The 18,412-nt window shown below is 59.3% G+C and carries 16 protein-coding genes; 6 read left to right on the top strand and 10 right to left on the bottom strand.

The window, feature by feature from the left end; genetic code table 11:
• Nucleotides 1–300 precede the first annotated feature (300 nt).
• Entirely contained in the window at nucleotides 301–1,227 is a 927-nt protein-coding gene (locus ACTWLJ_RS05450) for a LysR family transcriptional regulator (RefSeq protein WP_445180135.1), read from the top strand.
• On the opposite strand, the gene ACTWLJ_RS05455 is transcribed toward ACTWLJ_RS05450, so the two are convergent.
• From ACTWLJ_RS05455 to ACTWLJ_RS05480, 6 genes are all read right to left on the bottom strand, one after another.
• Nucleotides 1,144–1,461, bottom strand: coding sequence for an AzlD domain-containing protein (locus ACTWLJ_RS05455; RefSeq protein WP_115076201.1), 318 nt, complete (start codon nucleotides 1,459–1,461; stop codon nucleotides 1,144–1,146). The two genes, ACTWLJ_RS05450 and ACTWLJ_RS05455, sit on opposite strands and share 84 nt — an antisense overlap.
• Nucleotides 1,440–2,156, bottom strand: coding sequence for an AzlC family ABC transporter permease (locus ACTWLJ_RS05460; RefSeq protein WP_445180136.1), 717 nt, complete (start codon nucleotides 2,154–2,156; stop codon nucleotides 1,440–1,442). The genes ACTWLJ_RS05455 and ACTWLJ_RS05460 overlap by 22 nt, the downstream gene beginning before the upstream one ends.
• Nucleotides 2,153–2,530: a GNAT family N-acetyltransferase gene (locus tag ACTWLJ_RS05465; RefSeq protein WP_445181318.1), complete on the bottom strand. Its 378-nt coding sequence runs from the start codon at nucleotides 2,528–2,530 to the stop codon at nucleotides 2,153–2,155. Before ACTWLJ_RS05465 ends, ACTWLJ_RS05460 begins: the two co-directional genes overlap by 4 nt.
• A 79-nt stretch (nucleotides 2,531–2,609) precedes the next feature.
• On the bottom strand, nucleotides 2,610–3,356 hold the full coding sequence (locus ACTWLJ_RS05470) for a 2OG-Fe dioxygenase family protein (RefSeq protein ID WP_401218064.1): 747 nt from the start codon (nucleotides 3,354–3,356) through the stop codon (nucleotides 2,610–2,612).
• 232 nt (nucleotides 3,357–3,588) lie between these two features.
• Nucleotides 3,589–4,893 carry an OprD family porin gene (locus tag ACTWLJ_RS05475; protein WP_445180137.1) on the bottom strand — a complete coding sequence of 435 codons (1,305 nt, stop codon included), beginning with the start codon at nucleotides 4,891–4,893 and terminating at the stop codon, nucleotides 3,589–3,591.
• Nucleotides 4,894–5,193: 300 nt separating this feature from the next.
• The gene (locus ACTWLJ_RS05480) at nucleotides 5,194–5,862 is read right to left on the bottom strand and encodes a DsbA family protein (protein ID WP_445180138.1); all 669 of its coding nucleotides are present in this window, start codon (nucleotides 5,860–5,862) and stop codon (nucleotides 5,194–5,196) included.
• 253 nt (nucleotides 5,863–6,115) lie between these two features.
• Between ACTWLJ_RS05480 and ACTWLJ_RS05485 the strand changes: the two genes are divergently transcribed.
• Nucleotides 6,116–8,209 carry a TonB-dependent receptor gene (locus tag ACTWLJ_RS05485; protein ID WP_445180139.1) on the top strand — a complete coding sequence of 698 codons (2,094 nt, stop codon included), beginning with the start codon at nucleotides 6,116–6,118 and terminating at the stop codon, nucleotides 8,207–8,209.
• A gap of 190 nt (nucleotides 8,210–8,399) precedes the next feature.
• Here the strand turns inward: ACTWLJ_RS05485 and ACTWLJ_RS05490 are convergent, their stop codons facing one another.
• The 3 genes from ACTWLJ_RS05490 to ACTWLJ_RS05500 form a co-directional block, all read right to left on the bottom strand.
• Nucleotides 8,400–8,612, bottom strand: coding sequence for a hypothetical protein (locus tag ACTWLJ_RS05490; RefSeq protein ID WP_445180140.1), 213 nt, complete (start codon nucleotides 8,610–8,612; stop codon nucleotides 8,400–8,402).
• 246 nt (nucleotides 8,613–8,858) lie between these two features.
• The gene (gene aguA, locus ACTWLJ_RS05495) at nucleotides 8,859–9,965 is read right to left on the bottom strand and encodes an agmatine deiminase (protein ID WP_445180141.1); all 1,107 of its coding nucleotides are present in this window, start codon (nucleotides 9,963–9,965) and stop codon (nucleotides 8,859–8,861) included.
• A 216-nt stretch (nucleotides 9,966–10,181) separates the two neighbouring features.
• Complete coding sequence (locus tag ACTWLJ_RS05500) at nucleotides 10,182–13,094, bottom strand: aminotransferase (RefSeq protein ID WP_445180142.1); 2,913 nt, start codon at nucleotides 13,092–13,094, stop codon at nucleotides 10,182–10,184.
• A gap of 174 nt (nucleotides 13,095–13,268) precedes the next feature.
• On the opposite strand from ACTWLJ_RS05500, the gene rfbC reads away from it, so the two are divergent.
• The 4 genes from rfbC to ACTWLJ_RS05520 are packed head-to-tail and all read left to right on the top strand — an operon-like array spanning nucleotide 13,269 to nucleotide 17,496.
• Nucleotides 13,269–13,814 (top strand): dTDP-4-dehydrorhamnose 3,5-epimerase, encoded by a 546-nt coding sequence (gene rfbC / locus ACTWLJ_RS05505; protein ID WP_401218045.1) that lies wholly within the window; start codon nucleotides 13,269–13,271, stop codon nucleotides 13,812–13,814.
• A gap of 42 nt (nucleotides 13,815–13,856) precedes the next feature.
• Nucleotides 13,857–15,665, top strand: a complete 1,809-nt coding sequence (locus tag ACTWLJ_RS05510; RefSeq protein WP_445180143.1) for a sensor histidine kinase — start codon at nucleotides 13,857–13,859, stop codon at nucleotides 15,663–15,665.
• A complete protein-coding gene (locus ACTWLJ_RS05515; RefSeq protein ID WP_445180144.1) occupies nucleotides 15,662–17,044 on the top strand; it encodes a sigma-54-dependent transcriptional regulator in 1,383 nt (460 codons plus the stop codon). Before ACTWLJ_RS05510 ends, ACTWLJ_RS05515 begins: the two co-directional genes overlap by 4 nt.
• Nucleotides 17,041–17,496: a thioesterase domain-containing protein gene (locus tag ACTWLJ_RS05520; protein ID WP_445180145.1), complete on the top strand. Its 456-nt coding sequence runs from the start codon at nucleotides 17,041–17,043 to the stop codon at nucleotides 17,494–17,496. Before ACTWLJ_RS05515 ends, ACTWLJ_RS05520 begins: the two co-directional genes overlap by 4 nt.
• Before the next feature lie 85 nt (nucleotides 17,497–17,581).
• Here the strand turns inward: ACTWLJ_RS05520 and cysQ are convergent, their stop codons facing one another.
• On the bottom strand, nucleotides 17,582–18,409 hold the full coding sequence (gene cysQ, locus ACTWLJ_RS05525; RefSeq protein WP_445180146.1) for a 3'(2'),5'-bisphosphate nucleotidase CysQ: 828 nt from the start codon (nucleotides 18,407–18,409) through the stop codon (nucleotides 17,582–17,584).
• Between the last annotated feature and the right edge of the window lie 3 nt (nucleotides 18,410–18,412).

Below are 18,412 nucleotides of genomic sequence, written 5' to 3' on the forward strand. Positions count from 1 at the left end.
TCCCTGTATTTCATCGGACAAGTCCGCGCATTTCGAAGGCATCAGGCGTCTACGCTGTAAGTCTTTTCCCGTTAAAATATCCCCCCTACACCGCTCGCCCCCGCACTTTTTTTGACCCCAATCACCCCCCAGTCACCAAAAACCCCGATCCTGTGTCAGCTTCCAGCCATCGGCGGAGGCATCAATTCGCTACTAAACCCGCGACAACTATGCTCAGGTGCAGGAATATAGCCGGCATATGGCGCCGTATCGGCAGTTTCCTACACAACAATACCCAGCCCACTTTAGAGGGCATTACCTATGGATAGCAGAACCTTACGCAACCTCATGCGCATCGTGCAGACCGGCTCTTTGTCGGCCGCAGCCGAGCATTCGTGCCTGACCGTGCAGGCCTTGGCCGCGCAGTTGAACAAGGTCGAAGAGCAGTTCGGTTTCCGCTTGTTTCGCCGTTCCAACAAGGGTTTGACGCTGACGCCGCAAGGCACTGAGCTGACGCCTTACATGGACAAAGTGTTGATTGCCACGCGGCAAATGGAAGAAAAAGTCGAGGCGCTGAAGGTGCCGGGGCAACGGACGCTGAAGGTAGCGTTGAACAATACGTTATCAACTGACTTCAACCGGCGAATGATCGGACGCCTGATCGAGGTGTTCCCCGATTATCAGATGGAGTTCAGTTACGCCGAGTCGATGGAAAACCTCAGCAAGCTGAAGAACGAGGACTTTGATCTCGCGGTGTTGATCGGTCCACAGCGGCCGGGGATGCCGAGCATTGTCCTGCCGGATGTTCAGGTGCAGGTGGTCGGTGCCCATTGCGGGCAGGAAAACGATCCTCTGACGCTGCTCGGCAACAAGTTTCAGGTACGTCCGGCAGAAGATTGTCCGTATTCCCACAGCTTCCTGCGTTTTCTCGACGCCGGGCTGGGCAATCACGAGAACGGTCAGCGCATGGTTTATTCGTGCAGCGAGACGTTGACGCTGTCGTTAATCACGCAGATGGATGCCGTCGGCATGGTGTCCCGCGAAGCCGCGCAGAAGAACGGGCTGACGATTTTCCCCGACTTCGAGGACTTCCTTGAAGTGCGCCTGGCGGTAAACAATCCGAACCTGTCCGGCCAGGCGCTGAACGACGTAATCGATCTGCCGCTACATGAACGAGCCGAGCGCAATGTACGCAGCCGTCCCAACCGCCACACTGAGAAAGAGGTTTTTGCTGAAGTACGCACATAACAACGTCGGAATCGCTGCATAGAATTCCGGGCGGTCGAGCTGTATGTGCTGATCCTTGATCAACAAGGGAGTCAGGCTGATCGCAGCGACGATCGCCACCGGCAAGTATTCCAGCGCCCGCGCAACGAACGGCGGCCAGTGTTCGGTGTTCACTTGCAATGGCAAGGCGCGTGGCAGGAAGGTCACGGCCATCATCAGCACGACGACCAGAATCAGGAACGTTTGGTCAGGCATACACCCACTCCGCAGCCCACAAACGTGGCGATGAATACGTTGAAGGGCGAACTGCCGACCAGACTCAGTGCGCCCATGCACACCACTGCGGCCAGCGCGGCGATCAGTTTGTTGCGGGTGTTGCACAGCGAAACCAGCACGTAGAGCATCATCGCGGTCAGCGCATAGTCGAGCTGATATTTGATCAGGTGCGAGGCATATTGCGCGCAGACGGCGCCGAGCAGTCCACCCAGCACCCACGAGGTGTGGCAGAACAGGTTGAAGCCGATCAGATAACGTACGTTGACTGGCGCCCCGGTGCCCAGTTTCACACTGTGAAAGGCAAAGGATTCGTCCGTCAGGCCGCCGGCGTAGCACCAGCGTTCCATGCGACTGAGGCCCAATGCGCGCAGGGCCTTGGCCATGTACACCGACATCAGCATGTGCCGCGCATTGATCAGGAAAGTGGTCAGCACAATGGTGGTCAGCGACGCGCCACTGGAGATCAGCGCCAGCGCCGCAAATTGCGAAGCTCCGGCGTAAACGAACAAGCACATCGCCACCGGCAGCCACATTGGCAGCCCTGCGTTGACCGCCATCAACCCGAACACGAATGACACCGTGAAATAACCGGCCACTACCGGGCTGGCTTCGGCAAACGTGCGCGACGGCTGACGCTCAGCCATCAGCGGCGCACTGCCGGACGTTTCATTCATAGATCCCTCTCAAATGTTCGTTCGCCATGGGGCTCGCAAAAACCCTGGGCAGTCCAAAAACGCTTGCCCGCGAGGTTAGCATCGTCGACGAACAGAAACATCCGCAATACCCCGACACGTTTCATGTCGGCGGAAGCCGCTTCAACCAGACGCTGGCCCACGCCTTGGCTGCGATAGCGCGGGCTGACGGCCAAATGATTGATGGTGCCGCGACTGCCGAGCATGCCGCCGAGTACTGCGCCGACGATTTCGCCGGCCACGTCGAAGGCCAGATACGCCGTAGTGGTTTTCTGGATCAGCACCCCGCGCAGGCACTTGGCGTCCTGCCATTCGCAGAAGGACACTTCGTCGAACATGCGGAAGAAGCGCTCCATGCGTTGCGCGTCCTTGGCCGTGGCGCGACGCAGCACCACCGGCGTCGAGCACTCGACACCGTCTATTTGGGTGATCTGATTAGCGAACAATGTCGAAAGCGGTCCCGGGCCGCGAGAAGGAAATCGCCAGAATCTGCCGGTATGCCATGGCATGGGAGTGGGTGTTGCGCGCCGGTGTCACGTAGTGGCGCATGTCGCGGTCGAGGAAATACGTGGTGTCGAGGATTTCCTTGTAAGTCGTCGACGCCAATTGCTGCTCGTGCACGTCATACAAACGGCTTTCCGCGCCCTCGACATTGTTGCGACCCCAGAAGTGCACGCCGCTGAACGGATAGCCGTCGCAGTGAATGCCTTCGGGAGTGATTTCCAGTTGTTTGCCGGGTTTGATCTCGATGCGGATCTGGTGAATCTGGCACTGCCAGATTTCATCGTGCAGCTCTTCAGGCAGCACGCTTTTGTACACTTCAAAATCGGTATCGATCAGGCTGCGCATCACCGGCGAAGTAATCACTTCTTCGGAGAAGTCCTGGAAGTGCCGGACCATACCGCCCACATAGGCGTTGTTCTCTTTGGACTGCACGTAAGCGCGGTGTTCGAGTTGCTTCAACTCGCGAGTCTTGGGGTTGTATTCGAAGTCGCTGTAGCGGCGATAGCGCATGCCGGCATCGGCCTGACCGTAGTAACTGTCGGGCTCCATGTTTTCCCAACTGCGGGTCAATCTGACGAGGTCGGTGAAATGACCGTAGAGATTGAAGTCACCACTCTGCACGTTGACATACTTGTCGCGCCGCAGCGATTCGCCCACTTCTCTGTTCAAAACGATCATTACCAAATTCTCCACTACGTTGAGCGGACTAATCTATTAGGTGGAGAATTTGCGTCCATGAGAAAGAATTTCAGGCATTTAAAGGCCTGATTGAAACGCCGTTTCAAGCGCCTCAAAAAGTAGTTTCAGATGACAAAAACACGGGTTTTTTGCGGTTTTCGTCGAAAAAGTCAAAAAAAAGCCCCGAACCAGTCGGGGCTTTTTTTACGAGTTTTTTATCACTCGCCGATCATCAGAAGATGTTGATCGGGTAATCGACGAATACACGCAGCTCGTTGCCGCTGACGTTGTATTCGCTGGATTTCTGCGACACGCGCAGGACCGAGCTACGCAGTTTCACGCTCAGGTCTTTGGCCGGGCCACTTTGCACGACGTACTTGAACTGGTTGAAAATTTCGCGCTCGGAACCACCGGAGGAAGTGGAGGTGGTGATGTTATCGCCACGCACGTAAGCAACGTTGTAGCTCAGACCTGGCACGCCGAATGCGCCGAAGTCCAGACCGTAACCAACCTGCCAGCTGCGCTCGTCTTCAGCGTTGAAGTCGGACCAGTAGGAGTTGGCCAGGTAGATGGTGTTGCCACCGTCACCCACACGCTGTTGATCTTTCTGGTAGCCGCCGTAGGCGTAGCCCAGGTTGCTGTCGCCGGTGGAGCGCTGGTGCGCCACGGTGAACGAGTGTGGACCCGTGACGAAAGTGGCTGCCAGGCTCCAGATCTTGTTGTCCTGACCGGTAACGATGCTTTTGCCAGGAACAGTGTTTTCGCGAACGTACGAGCTATCCAGCTTGGTGCGATAGCCGTTGAAGTCCAGGGTCAGGGACTGATCCTTGTCAATCGGGAACACGTAGTTGGCGTTCACGTATTGCTTCTTCAGCACGTCTTCGACGTCGGAAGCGTACAGCGCAGCCTTGAACTGTTCGGTGAACTGATAGCTACCGCCCAACACGTTGATCGACTTCAGACCACCGCTGTCACGGCCTTCAGCGCTCTTGCGCGATTCGGCGGTGAAACGACCGGCGTTCAGCTCCAGGCCTTTGATCTCTTTGGAAGTGATCAAAGTACCGGTGTAGCTTTCCGGCAGCAGACGCGAGTTGTCATAGTTCAGCACCGGCAGAGCCGGCATCTGGTCACCGTAGGTCAGCACGGTGTTGGATAGACGGAATTTCACCGCTGCGCCGAACTTGGACAGGTCATCAGCCGCGTTGCCGCTGTCGCCCTGCTTGAAGAAGTCGATGCCACCCGCGCCGCTGCGACCTTTGCCGCCGTCCAGACGCAATGCGTACAGACCGAAAGCGTCAACACCGACACCAACGGTGCCTTGGGTGAAACCGGACGAGAACGTACCGATGGCCGCTTGGCCCCACTCGGCTTTGTCGTCGTTACCGTTTTTGTAATCACGATTGATGTAGGCATTGCGCAGCAGCACTTTGAGGCTGCTGTCTTCAACAAAACCCTTGGACTCGGCCTGGTCGTTAGCCATGGCCTGAGTGGCGCTCAACATCCCCAATGCGATCAGACTGATCCGCTTGTTCAACATTTTATTTTCCTTATTACGGGTTGAAACGCGCTGTGTCGAACGGCTGAAACGGCGCTATTGCACTCTTCTTTCACCCCGAAAACAAAAAGACCCGCCCACGACAAAGTCATGGCGGGCCTGATTATTATTTTGAGTCATGGCGGTTAGCCACAGGCGTTGGCGCGAATCCTATCCGCGCCCTTAACAGTGTGTCAATTTCAAGAATCGTCTTTAAATAGGTAAAAATCGTCTAAGAAAGGACTTTTTTACGATAGGCAATTGCCCGAAAAGCCACGTAACCAGTGACTTTCGTGCATGTCATCAAGTGCAGCCATCAACGCCACAAAAGGGTGCGGCAACGGCGACCTGAGCCGTAGGAATCGTCTGACGCAGCCAATCGGAAAACTCCTGCGGTTTGCCCAGCCACGGTCCGATATCTATCAGCGTGAACTGCCCAGCGTCTTCCAGCACAAATGTCGGGAAACCCTGTCCGCCGACTTTCGCCAGCAACTGACGGCTTTGTTTGATGTGATGCTGCGTGTCAGCCGCTTCGAACGCGGCTTTAAATTCAGCGGTGTCGTAGCCCAGCTCCTGAGCCAACTCGAGAAGCACTGCTACATCGGCAATCCGCTGACCTTCCAGGTAGTGCGCGGTCTGTAACCGTCCAATGAATTCCAGACCCCGGCCATCGATCTGCTCGGCCGCCAGTACCGCAGCAATGGGTGGCTCAGAATCGAAGACTGCCGAGTGATCGCGCAACAGGCCTTCAAAATACGCCTCGCCGAAGGGCTGGCCGGTGTATTCGGCGATGCGCCGGTCATGCGGTATCACGTAATTGCGCAATTGTGGCGACACGCTCTGGCGGTTGGCGCCGCTCATCATGCCGCCGCCGTGGGCGATGACCGGCAGCACTTGCTGTGCGGCTTGCACTAGCGGTTTGGCGCCGTAGCACCAGCCGCACAACGGGTCGTAAATGTAGTGAAGGACCATGGGAAAGCTCCGGCAAGAATGGCGAAAAATCGATGGCGCCAGACTAGCCCTCCGACGTAGGCAGAAAAACGCTGGAATGGCTTTCAGTCTGTTTCACCAATCGGTCGAATGACCGTAAGGGAGTTTTGTATCGAAACAGACACAACTCGAAACAATCAAACCGGGGAACTTTTCAGGAACAATTAACGGAAGTAAATGCAAAGCATTACCATTCGCGCACTCGATTTCCCCTGCCCTTTCGGATGCGTTTCAGATGCCTGCCCCGTTCCGCTTAACCCCCGTGACCCTTGGACTTTCGGCTTTTCTGTCCAGCGGCTTTGCCTACTCTGCGACTGAATTACCCGCCACCTCGATCAGTGCCGAAGCGCAAGCCGACGACCCTCGCGTCAAAGTCAGCAACACCGCAACCCGCACATCCACGCCCGTGCGCTACGTGCCGCAGGCAATCGATTCGATCAAGACTTCAAACGTCGCCAACTACGGCACCAACGACATCGGTGACGCACTGAGCGGTGTTCCCAACGTCAGCAGCGGTGCCGACACCCGTTTCGACAGCGTGCGCATTCGCGGCTTTGACGCCAGCAATGACTTTTACCTGGACGGCATCCGCGACGACAGCCAGTACAAGCGCGACATGCACAACATCGAACGCGTTGAAGTGCTCAAAGGCCCAGCCGCCGTTCTGTACGGGCGCGGCAGCCAGGGCGGGATCGTCAACCGCGTGAGTAAAATGCCCGAGGCCGGACGTCGCTCGACCATTGAAGCCCAGGGCAGCAGCGAAGACCTGCGTAGCCTGTACGCCGACCTCAGCACCGATCCGAGCGACAACATCAGCCTGCGTCTGAACATGGGCAACATGGATGAAAACAGCTTCCGCGACGGCGTCAGCGGCAATCGCCAACTGTTCGCACCGTCGATGAGCTGGCAACTGACCCCGGACCTGAACTGGCTGGTGCAGTACGAATACAGCCGCTACAACCGCACCCCGGATCGCGGCATCCCTGGCGTGAATGGTCGTCCGGCGGACGTCGGCTCGGACACGACCTATGGCAACGATCACGATTACATCGACGACAAGACGCAATCCCTGCGCTCGAAACTCAGCTATGAAATAAACGACAACTGGCAACTGCGCCAAACCCTTGGCGTGTTCAAGCTCGACAGTGATTTCGACAACACCTACCTCACCGGTTTCGATAAAAAAACCAACAAGGTCACGCGCCAGCACTGGCAACAGGATCTGACCACCCGCAACATCTTCAACAACGTTGAACTGGAAGGCGGATTCGACACCTTTGGCCTCGAACACCGACTGCTGACCGGTATCGAAATCGGCAGCCAGCGCCGCGACCCGAAGCTGTTTAACGCTGCCACCGGCAAAACGCCGGGCGCGCAACCGGTGCCGTCGCTCGATCTGTACAACCCTGACCGCAACCTGCGCCACACGGGCAGCATGCAAGTCTTCAGCGACAGCCACACCGAAGTCGAAAGCCGCGCCGTGTATGTTCAAGACCAATTGCGCCTGAACGATCAATGGCAATTGCTCGGCGGCCTGCGCTACGACACGTTCGATATCAAGTCGACCAACCAGCTCAAGAACATCTCCGAAGAGCGTGACAGCCACAGCACCAGTCCACGAGTGGGTCTGGTCTGGACGCCATTGCAGAACCATTCGTTCTACGCTTCCTGGTCGAAGACTTTCTCACCGGTCGGCGGCGGTTTGATCGGTATCACGCCCGGAGCTGCCGGCAATAGCAACGACCTGAGTCCCGAGCTGACCAAGCAGAAGGAAATAGGGGTGAAGAGCGACTGGCTCGACGATCGCCTGAGCACCACGCTGGCGGTCTACGACCTTGAGCTCTACAACCGCCGTACCGCAGATCCAAACGATCCGACGATCACCGTGCTGACCGGTGTCCAGCGTTCGCGCGGGATCGAGTTGACCGCTGCCGGCAAGATCGTTGGCAACTGGTACGTTCGCGGTGGCGTCGGCATGCAGGACGCAACCGTCGAGAAGGACAACAACGGGCTGGAAGGCAAGCGAATCAGCAACGTCGCCAAGCACAACGGCAACCTGTTCCTGACCTGGAAACCGGAAATGGGCTGGTACGCCGAAACCGGCCTGACGATGGTTGGCCAGCGTTACGCCGACAACCTCAACACCACGGTGCTACCGGGTTATGGCCGCTGGGACGCGCTGGCCGGTTACAAACACAAGGACTGGGATGTACGCGCAGCGTTGAACAACATCACTGATCGCGATTATTACGCCTCATCCACCAGCGCCTTCCAGATCCAGCCGGGCGCACCGCGCAACCTGGTGGTGACCGGAACCTACAGCTTCTAGTCAGCGCAAAAACCTGTGGGAGCGAGCCTGCTCGCGAAGGCTTAGTGTCAGTCGATAAAGATGTCGACTGGCCCGACGCTTTCGCGAGCAAGCTCGCTCCCACATTGGTTGGTAGTCATGTCAAAAAAACTTCGTGCATAAAAAAGCGCCGCCATCCCGGCAGCGCTTTTACCAATCCCTGTTGTTGTTCTTATCCTTCCATCACAGCCCACAACGCTTCCAGTTCTGCCTCGCTGAACAGGCCAGCGGGGTAACGCTCGATCATCATCCGGCGCGGATCAGGTCCCCTGATCTGACGCGTTCCATTGGACTTCAACCAGTGCGCGACAATCTGGAGCGATTCGCCGTTGACGGCCACGGGATGCAAAGTCCGCTCGCTGACTACGTTCACTTCGGCGTTCATTTCAGCGCTCTCTCCCCGTTCGTGAGCGGCTACGTTATCCAAGGTTTATGACAGAACTGTTGAAGTTCTCTTCCCCTCCCTAGTACCCCTTGGCCGATACAAGAGCTATGCCAACGTTTCTTATTTGTCGACAAGCGGATACAAAGAAGCCCGCAGTCCAACCGGGCTGCGGGCTTCTCTTCGAACGGCGAGCGCGAATTGGCGCTCAGCTTATTTTTTAATCAACTCAAGCTGTTACGTCAGCACTCACTCTTTGTGGGGCGCTGGCTGCTGCTGGGTAAGGCAGTGAATATTGCCGCCGCCCAGTAACAGTTCACGACCCGGCACCATCACCACTTCGTGCTGCGGGAACAGGTTCTGCAGAATCTCCCGGGCCGGGGCATCCATCGGGTCGTCGAAGCTTGGCGCGATGATGCCGCCGTTGACGATCAGGAAGTTCACGTAGGAGCCGGCCAGACGCACACTCGGATTGCGCTCCTGCGTGCCGTCCACCGGATCGACACCGGCGCACTCTTCTTCGGTCGCATACAGCGGCCCCGGAATCGGCATTTTGTGCACCGTGAACGGGCGCCCCTTGGCGTCGGTGCTGCTTTGCAGCACTTTCATCGCAGCCTGGCAGCGTGCAAAGTTCGGGTCCTGTGGATCATCGGTCCACGCCAGCAGCACTTCACCCGGACGCACATAGCAGCAGAAGTTATCCACATGGCCGTCGGTTTCGTCGTTGAACAGGCCATCCGGCAGCCAGATGATTTTATCCACAGCCAGATTTTCGCTGAGCACCGCTTCGATTTCTTCACGACCCAGATGCGGGTTGCGATTGCGGTTCAGCAGGCATTCTTCGGTAGTGATCAGCGTGCCTTCGCCATCGACGTGAATCGAGCCGCCTTCAAGTACAAAACCTTCGGTGCGATAACGCGGGCTGCGCTCGATCTCGAGGATCTTGCCGCCGACCTGGGAATCACGGTTCCACGGTGAATACAGACCGCCGTCGAAACCACCCCAGGCATTGAAGTCCCAGTTCACACCGCGCACTTCGCCGTTGTTGTTGATGACGAAAGTCGGGCCGCTGTCGCGTACCCAGGCGTCATCGCTGGACATCTCGACCACACGAATATTCGGCACGTCGAGGCGGGCGCGAGCGTTTTCGTACTGGCCGGCGGACACGGCGACGGTCACTGGTTCGAAACGGGCAATGGCTTTGGCCACGGCAGCGTGCGCGGCTTGCGCCGGTTTGCCGCCCAGACGCCAGTTGTCCGGGCGCTCTGGCCAGATCATCCAGGTTTGGGTTTGTGGCGCCCACTCGGCTGGCATGTGGAAGCCGTCAGCGCGTGGGGTACTTTTCAAAGTGGTCATCGGGACTCCAGGGAACCGTCGAGGGTTTTCAGCTTTATAGCCGATAAAAATCGTATTTAAAAGGATGGAAAATGCATTCCATCTAAAAACTCTTAAAATTTACCGATATAAATCCGCTTTATGTAGGAGCTACGGCACGCTGCGATCTTTTGATTTTTGCCTCTGAAAACAAGATCAAAAGATCGCAGCGTGCCGCAGCTCCTACAGGGGATTGGGTTACAGGCCTTCAGTGAGTACCTGGTCGAGCATGTCGACAAAGAAATCCACACTGCGCCGCGACGTCACCATCGGTGGCTTGATCTTGAGCACGTTGAGGAAATCGCCGGTCGGTTGCATGAAGATACCCAGCTCACGCAGACGATCACACAGCAGCGTGGTTTCTTCGGTGGCCGGCTCCAGGGTTTCCCGGTTGCGGATCAATTCAACACCCAAATAAAAACCGGAACCGTGCACCGCGCCCACCAGCGGATGTTTATCGATCAACGCCTCCAGTCGCGCCTTGAAGTGGCCGCCAACCACCTGCGCATTTTCCCAGAGCTTCTCTTCCTCCATCACGTCCAGCACCGCCATGCCGATCTGGCAACTCACCGGGCTACCGCCAGCCGACGAGAAGAAATAACCCTCGGCCTCCAGCGCTTCGGCAATTTCCCGGCGGGTGATCACCGCGCCCAGAGGCTGACCGTTGCCCATGCCTTTGGCCATGCTAATGATGTCCGGCACCACGCCCTGCTCTTCAAAACCCCAGAAGAAATGGCCCATACGCCCATAACCAACCTGCACCTCGTCGGCGATGCACACGCCGCCCTGTGCATGCACCAACGCGTAGACCTGTTTCAGATACCCCGGTGGCAACGAGATGCCGCCAGCGTTGCCATACACCGGCTCGCAGATGAACCCGGCCAGTTGGCGCTTCTGTTCAGCGATCTTTTGCAGATGATGCTCGACGCTGCGCACGTAATCCGGCGCCGAGTCCGGGCCACGGAATTCGCCACGATAGATGTTAGGTGCGGTCACCGCATGCACCCAGTCCGGCCGGCTGCTCAGCGCTTTTGGATTATCGGCAATCGAGGTCGATACCGCGTCGGCGCCGACCGTCCAGCCGTGGTATCCCTCAAGCACGCTGAGCATGTCGCGCCCGCCGCTGTAGGCCCAGGCCAGACGGATCGCCAGATCATTGGCCTCGCTGCCGCTGTTGACCAGAAACACCCGGTCCATGCCTTCGGGCGCCAGCTTCAGCAGCCGCTCGGAAAACTCGGCGACCGCCGCATAGTTGAACCGCGAATTGGTATTGAGCAGCGACCACTGACGTGCCGCGACTGCCGCCATACGTGGGTGACCGTGACCGAGCACCGCAACGTTGTTGAGCATGTCGAGGTAAGAACGGCCCTGCATGTCGATCAGGTGATTGCGCCAGCCGCGCTCGATGCGCGGCGGGTCAACGTAATAGTGTTTTTGCGTGCGGGCGAAACTGGCATTGCGCCGATCGAGCAGGGTTTGCGCGTCCAGCTCCGGTTCGGCATCGCAGGCCAGCCCCAGCAGAGCGGCGGGTGACGGACACAACGCCTGCCACGCCGCCGCCCGCGAAGGCGTGCAGAACAACGGCGCATGCAGATCCGGGCCACGGCTCAACTGCACGATCAACGGGCCATCGACCGAACCCAGCACCTGACCTTTGACCAGCGCCGCGCCGCTGTGCAGTGAAGGGTTCACGCCCCACAGCCGCACGCTCAATTGCGGGCCGTCGAGTTGCAGTGCGCCATCCGCCGCTTGATGCAATACACCGGCAAACGGCGCCTCTACTGCCGTGCCATCCGGCACACGCAATTCGACATGCAGCGGGAACGTGTCCGGCTCATCGGCGCTGTCTACTCGGGTGTGCGACAACCGGTACTGGCCATAACGACTGGCCGCCAGACCGTGGGTCGCCGCAGCCTCAGTCAACAATCGTTGATCGATACCTTGCTGTTCCCAATTACCGGCCTCGAAATGCGGGCTCAAGACACCCAGATCAATCAGCGCAAATTCGCGCCCGACCAGTTCTGGCAACAGCGGCGCGAAACCTTCACTGCCGATGGCAGGCAGGCTCTGGCCGACCGAAGTGACAATCGCCGCTTCCATCAGCGCCAGTGGCACCGAGGTCGCGACGCGGAAAATCTCCCACTCGTGGGCCAGGTTGTCGCGGCTGTAGGTGTTGTCCGGATCGATGCTGACCTGTTGCTCGCCACTGAGTACCAGTACCGCCGCTCGTGCAACGATCAGCGGCCACAGAGCCTGAAGCTCTTCGTGTTGCAGCGGATTGACCGCGTGATAAGCCTGAACCGCCTTCAGGATGACAAACGGATCGCCAGCGGCGTGATGCAACAGCGCCGCACAGGTCACCGACAGATCGGTGATGCGCCAGGTGCGCACCAGATCACCGAAATCGATCACGCCTTGCAACTGCCAGTGGCGCTGCGCGTCACGCTGCCAGACCACGTTGTCATCGGTGATGTCCATGTGAATCGCTTGCACCGGCAGCTTGTCCAGAAGCGGTTGCAGACGACGCTCGGCCTGCTCGGCTGCGTCAGCGATTTGCCCACGCTGCTGGTCATCCTTGATCACCGGCAGCAGATGGCTGATCAGCGCACTGGCATGGCGAGCATCCCATTGCAGCGTGCGTTCGAGGCCCGGGTGATCGAACCCGGCCAGCGCCAGATCCATTTCGCCGCAGAGCCGACCGAACCCGGCCACCACTTGATTACCGAGATGCTCGAGAGCAGTCAGCGGCTGGCCTTCGATGTAGTCCAGCAGCCGCACATGCACCGGCTCGCCGTCGACTTGCAGGGTCAGCAGGTCTTCGCCGCTATTGGCCAGAATTACTCGCGGCACGTGGACTGCCGAATGTTCGGCAAGGTATTTGAGGCCGGCGTGCTGGGCCTGTAACTCCACCAGCGAATAATCGCCACGGCAGATCTTCAAGACGAACCGCCCGCGCACACTGTCGAGGCGGTAGTTGAGATCCTGCTGGCTACCCAGCGCCTGCAACGTGCCACTGAGCCCGTAGTGTTCCGCCAACCATTGCAGAGCCTGCTCCGCAGAAACCTGCGGGCTGGGCAAACTGGCGCGATGAATCAACGTGGCGAGCGGCATGAAACGACCCCTGAAATTTTATTAGGCGCCTATATCGCCACTGCACGGCGCGATACGCAACCCCCGGCCATCCTCACGCTTGATCCAGGACTGGGGATTTGTACTTGAGCACTCGCGCCCGGCACTGCTTTGCGCAAGAATGTCGGCCATTCACGCTTATCAATGGAGAATCCCATGAATGTAATCACCACCGACCTGCCCGGTGTTCTGATCATCGAACCCAAGGTGTTTGGTGACGAGCGCGGTTTCTTCTATGAGAGCTTCAATGCCAAGGCGTTCCAGGAGGCCACTGGCCTGGACACTCAGTTTGTTCAGGACAACCATTCGCGCTCGCAAAAAGGCGTGCTGCGTGGCCTGCATTACCAACTGCAAAACACCCAGGGCAAACTGGTGCGCGTGACGGTCGGTGAAGTGCTTGATGTGGCCGTGGACATTCGCCGCAGCTCGCCGCACTTCGGCAAATCGGTGGCCGTGCGCCTGTCGGCGGAAAACCACCGCCAATTGTGGGTGCCGGAAGGTTTCGCCCATGGCTTCGTGGTGCTGAGCGAGTTCGCCGAATTCCTCTACAAAACCACCAACTATTACGACCCGAGCTCCGAGCGCAGCATTCGTTGGGACGATCCGGCGTTGGGCATTGACTGGCAACTGGACGAAGCACCGAAGCTGTCCGGTAAGGACGCTGCCGCCGCATTGCTCAAGGACGCTGACGTCTTCTCCTGAGGCTAGGCATAATGCGCCTGTCACCTCAGGCGCATCCGGCCCATGAAACCAACCCTCCCTCGCCGCCCCCGCTGGCGCAGTCTCGCGTTGCTGGCCCTGTGCCTGGCGCCGTTGCTGTGGCCGCTGGAACATCTGGCCGAGCGTTATTACCGCAGCGAACTGGCCGGGCAGAACCGGCAGACCCTCGATCTGTACGTCGCCAACCTGTTGGGCACCCTGCATCGCTACGAAGTGTTGCCGACGATTCTTGGCGACCTCCCGGCCCTGCGCTCCGTGCTCGGCGCACCGGATGACGGCGTCACCCAAGGCAATGCCAACCGTCTGCTGAAAAACATCGCCGCCCAGGCTGGTGCCGAAGTCATGTACCTGATGGACACCAAAGGCCAGACGCTCGCGGCATCGAACTGGGACAAACATGACAGTTTCGTCGGGCGTAATTTTTCCTTCCGGCCGTATTTCAGCGAAGCCATGGCCGGACGCTTGGGGCGATTCTTCGGCCTCGGCACCACCTCGGCCAAGCGCGGCTATTTCTTCGCGGCAGCCGTACGTGATGGTGAAAAAATCATCGGAGTGCTGGTGATCAAGGTCGACCTCGACCACACAGAAAGTCTGTGGGGCAAAACCCCGGAACAATTACTGGTAACCGATCACAACGGCGTGGTGATTCTGACCTCGCGCCCGGAATGGCGCTTTCGCTCGACCCGAGATTTGAGTGACACCGAACGTGCGGCAATCACCGCCATCCAGCCCTACCCGACCCGCGAGCCGCGCCCGCTGAACCTCAGCCCGACTGCTTGGCTGACCCAGACCGTGGACATCGCCGAAACCGGCTGGAGCGTGAGCATTCTCGCCCCGCGCACCCTGATCGACCGCCCGGTACGCACCGTCGTGGCGATCGGCGGCGCAACACTTTTGGTGGTCATGCTGTTACTCGGCCTGATGATGCAGCGCCGTCGCCACTATCTGGAACGCATCGCCTTCGAAGCCAAGGCCCGCCGCGAACTGGAAGGCCGGGTGGCGGAGCGTACCAGCGACCTCGAAGGCCTCAACCGGCGTTTGAAACAGGAAGTGCTGGAGCGCGAACAGGCCCAGCAGGAGTTGGTACGCGCCCAGGATGATCTGGTGCAAGCCGGCAAACTGTCGGCGCTGGGGACGATGTCAGCGAGCATCAGCCACGAACTCAATCAGCCACTGGCAGCGATCCGCAGCTACGCGGAAAACGCCGAAGTGCTGCTCGATCACCAGCGTACCGACGACGCTCGCGGCAACCTCAAACTGATCAGCGAACTGACCGGGCGCATGGCCTCGATCATCGCCCACCTGCGTGCTTTCGCCCGTCGTGATCGACATGCGCCGGAAAGCGTCGCCCTGCAACCGGCACTCGACGATGCGCTGGCGTTGCTGGCCAAGCGCCGGCGCAGCATGGAAGTCGAGTTGATCCGCGACCTGCCCGCCGCCACTTTGTGGGTCGAGGCTGGCGAAACCCGTCTGCGCCAGGTGCTCGGCAACCTGCTGGCCAACGCCCTCGACGCGCTGACCGAAAAAGGTCCGCCGCGCAAACTGTGGCTGAGTGCCGAATCCACCGCCGAGGGCGTCAATCTGTACATTCGCGACAACGGCCCGGGGTTCTGCATGGAAGCCCTAGGCCGCGCCAGCGAGCCTTTCTACACCACCAAGACCCGCACGCAGGGCCTTGGTCTGGGACTGGCGATCTGTGAAACCCTGATGCGCGCCTTTGGCGGTGAACTGTCATTTGCCAACCACAAGCAAGGCGGCGCCTTGATCACCCTGCGGCTGCGCGCCGGCGCGCCCGGGGTCAGCCTGCAACCGTCCGAGGACCGAAGTGCATGACCATCGACAATCGCATTCAGGTGGTGTTGATCGACGACGATCCACACCTGCGTCAGGCCCTCGGCCAGACTCTGGATCTGGCCGGGCTGAAAATCCTGCCGCTGTCCGAAGCCCAAGGGCTGGCCGCACAACTGGAACGTGACTGGCCTGGCGTCGTAGTCAGCGACATCCGCATGCCGGGCATGGACGGCCTCGAACTGCTCAGCGAGTTGCACGCTCAGGATCCGGAGTTGCCGGTATTGCTGATCACCGGCCACGGCGATGTGCCGCTGGCGGTGCAGGCCATGCGTGCCGGCGCCTATGACTTTCTGGAAAAACCTTTCGCCAGCGATGCCCTGCTCGACAGCGTGCGCCGCGCCCTGGCCCTGCGCCGACTGGTGCTGGACAACCGCAGCCTGCGGCTGGCCCTCAGTGACCGCAATGAACTGAGCGCGCGACTGGTCGGCCAATCGGCGCCGATGCTGCGCTTGCGTGAGCAGATCGGTTCGCTGGCGGCGACCAAGGCTGACGTGCTGATCCTTGGCGAAACCGGCGCCGGCAAAGAGGTGGTCGCCCGGGCGCTGCATGACCTGTCGAGTCGACGTAACGGCCCGTTTGTCGCGATCAACGCCGGGGCGCTGGCCGAGTCGGTGGTGGAAAGCGAACTGTTTGGCCACGAACCCGGCGCCTTTACTGGCGCGCAGAAACGCCGGATCGGCAAGTTCGAATTCGCCAATGGCGGCACGCTGTTCCTCGATGAAATCGAAAGCATGAGCATGGACGTGCAGGTCAAACTGCTGCGCATGCTGCAAGAGCGTGTCGTTGAGCGCCTGGGTGGCAATCAACTGATCCCGCTGGACATCCGCGTGATCGCCGCGACCAAGGAAGACCTGCGTCAGGCTGCCGATCAGGGCCGCTTCCGTGCCGATTTATACTACCGACTCAACGTCGCACCGCTGCGCATTCCGCCACTGCGCGAACGCGGCGAAGATGCGTTGGTGCTGTTCCAGCATTACGCCGATGAAGCCAGCGCCCGCCACGGTTTACCGCCCCACGAACTGCAACCGGGGCATCGCGCCTTGCTGCTGCGCCACCCCTGGCCCGGCAACGTGCGCGAACTGCAGAACGCCGCCGAACGCTTCGCCCTCGGCCTCGAACTGGCGCTGGACAACACCGAACCCGGCAGTGGCGGCAGCACCGTGGAAGTGTCCGGCGGCGGCCTCAGCGAGCAGGTAGAGAATTTCGAGAAGTCATTGATTGCTGCCGAACTGGCGCGTTCTCACAGTTCGGTGCGCAGCCTCGCCGAAGCGCTGGGCCTCCCGCGCAAAACCCTGCATGACAAGCTGCGCAAACACGGGCTGAATTTCGGTGACAGCAGCCAGGGAGACGACGCCGAATGAGCATCAACAGTGAGTACCTGGAAGCCGTTCTCCATCACGACATTCCGCTGACCCGGGACATGCGCCTCAAGGTGCTCGACTGGCGCGAACAACAGTTGAGCCTGCATCTGCCACTGGAACCCAACGTCAATCACAAGAGCACCATGTTTGGCGGCAGCCTGTATTGCGGCGCGGTGCTGGCGGGTTGGGGCTGGCTGCATTTGCGCTTGAAGGAAGAAGCGATTGAAGACGGGCACATCGTGATTCAGGAGGGGCAGATCAGTTATCCACTGCCGGTGACTGGCGATGCGGTTGCGATCTGTCCGGCGCCGAGTGCGGCGGTATGGAAGAAGTTTCTGACGATGTATCAGCGCTACGGGCGGGCACGGTTGACGCTGCATACGCGGATCGTCAATGCGGGGAGTGATGAAGCGGCGGTGACCTTTACCGGGCAGTACGTTTTGCACCGCTAAAGCAAAAGATCGCAGCCTTCGGCAGCACCTACAGGGAAATACGAAATCCACTGCAGGAGCTGCCGCAGGCTGCGATCTTTTGATCTCAAGAGCGAGCGAGTTCCAGAAGCTTCGCTCGCCACGCAGCCTTTGCCGGCAGCGCCAAAAAGAACTCGTTAAGTAACGATTCCCGCGCCGGATAACTGAACGCTTCACCGCGCAGATCCAGCACCTCACCACCCGCCCCTTCCAGCACGCCCTGCGCCGCTGCGGTGTCCCACTGCGAGGTCGGTGCCAGTCGCGGATAGCAATCCGCTGCCCCTTCGGCCAACAGGCAGAATTTCAGCGAACTACCGATGTTCGCCAATTGCAGTTCACCCAGGCTGGCACTCAGGCCGGCAAGTAAACGCTCCTGCTCTGGACTGGAATGCCGACGGCTCGCCACCACGGTAAATGCTTCACCCGGCGCCAAAACATCGCGCACCGCGATTTCCACAGGCGTGCCATCCATATCCCCGCGCCACGCGCCGAGACCTGCACCGCCGACATAAAAGCGGCCATTGGTCGGCATCGATACCACGCCAAACACCACGCGACCGTTTTCGATCAACGCGATGTTGACGGTGAATTCTTCACTGCCGTTGATGAACTCCTTGGTGCCATCCAGCGGGTCCACCAGCCACCAGCGCTGCCAGCCGGCACGCACGCTTTGCGGGATGTCCGCATCTTCTTCGGAAAGGATCGGAATCGTCGAATCCAGTGCGGTCAGCCCGGCGACGATCACATGGTGCGCAGCCAGATCGGCCGCCGTCACCGGCGAATCATCAACCTTGGAGGTAACCGTAACGTTGGCGCGCCAGAATGGCAGAATCGATTCGCCAGCCTTCAATGCCAGCTCAACCACCGGCGCCATCAATGGGTGGGGAAATTTCACCGA

The sequence above is a fragment of the Pseudomonas sp. McL0111 genome, from assembly GCF_052567255.1.

Coding starts and splice junctions, on each gene's coding strand:
- ACTWLJ_RS05470 (WP_401218064.1), bottom strand. CDS start 3,356: ATGATCGTTTTGAACAGAGAAGTGGGCGAATCGCTGCGGCGCGACAAG.
- ACTWLJ_RS05480 (WP_445180138.1), bottom strand. CDS start 5,862: ATGGTCCTTCACTACATTTACGACCCGTTGTGCGGCTGGTGCTACGGC.
- ACTWLJ_RS05490 (WP_445180140.1), bottom strand. CDS start 8,612: ATGAACGCCGAAGTGAACGTAGTCAGCGAGCGGACTTTGCATCCCGTG.
- rfbC (WP_401218045.1), top strand. CDS start 13,269: ATGAATGTAATCACCACCGACCTGCCCGGTGTTCTGATCATCGAACCC.
- ACTWLJ_RS05500 (WP_445180142.1), bottom strand. CDS start 13,094: ATGCCGCTCGCCACGTTGATTCATCGCGCCAGTTTGCCCAGCCCGCAG.
- ACTWLJ_RS05475 (WP_445180137.1), bottom strand. CDS start 4,893: ATGTTGAACAAGCGGATCAGTCTGATCGCATTGGGGATGTTGAGCGCC.
- ACTWLJ_RS05465 (WP_445181318.1), bottom strand. CDS start 2,530: ATGGAGCGCTTCTTCCGCATGTTCGACGAAGTGTCCTTCTGCGAATGG.
- ACTWLJ_RS05460 (WP_445180136.1), bottom strand. CDS start 2,156: ATGAATGAAACGTCCGGCAGTGCGCCGCTGATGGCTGAGCGTCAGCCG.
- ACTWLJ_RS05515 (WP_445180144.1), top strand. CDS start 15,662: ATGACCATCGACAATCGCATTCAGGTGGTGTTGATCGACGACGATCCA.
- ACTWLJ_RS05510 (WP_445180143.1), top strand. CDS start 13,857: ATGAAACCAACCCTCCCTCGCCGCCCCCGCTGGCGCAGTCTCGCGTTG.
- ACTWLJ_RS05455 (WP_115076201.1), bottom strand. CDS start 1,461: ATGCCTGACCAAACGTTCCTGATTCTGGTCGTCGTGCTGATGATGGCC.
- ACTWLJ_RS05520 (WP_445180145.1), top strand. CDS start 17,041: ATGAGCATCAACAGTGAGTACCTGGAAGCCGTTCTCCATCACGACATT.
- ACTWLJ_RS05450 (WP_445180135.1), top strand. CDS start 301: ATGGATAGCAGAACCTTACGCAACCTCATGCGCATCGTGCAGACCGGC.
- ACTWLJ_RS05485 (WP_445180139.1), top strand. CDS start 6,116: ATGCCTGCCCCGTTCCGCTTAACCCCCGTGACCCTTGGACTTTCGGCT.
- aguA (WP_445180141.1), bottom strand. CDS start 9,965: ATGACCACTTTGAAAAGTACCCCACGCGCTGACGGCTTCCACATGCCA.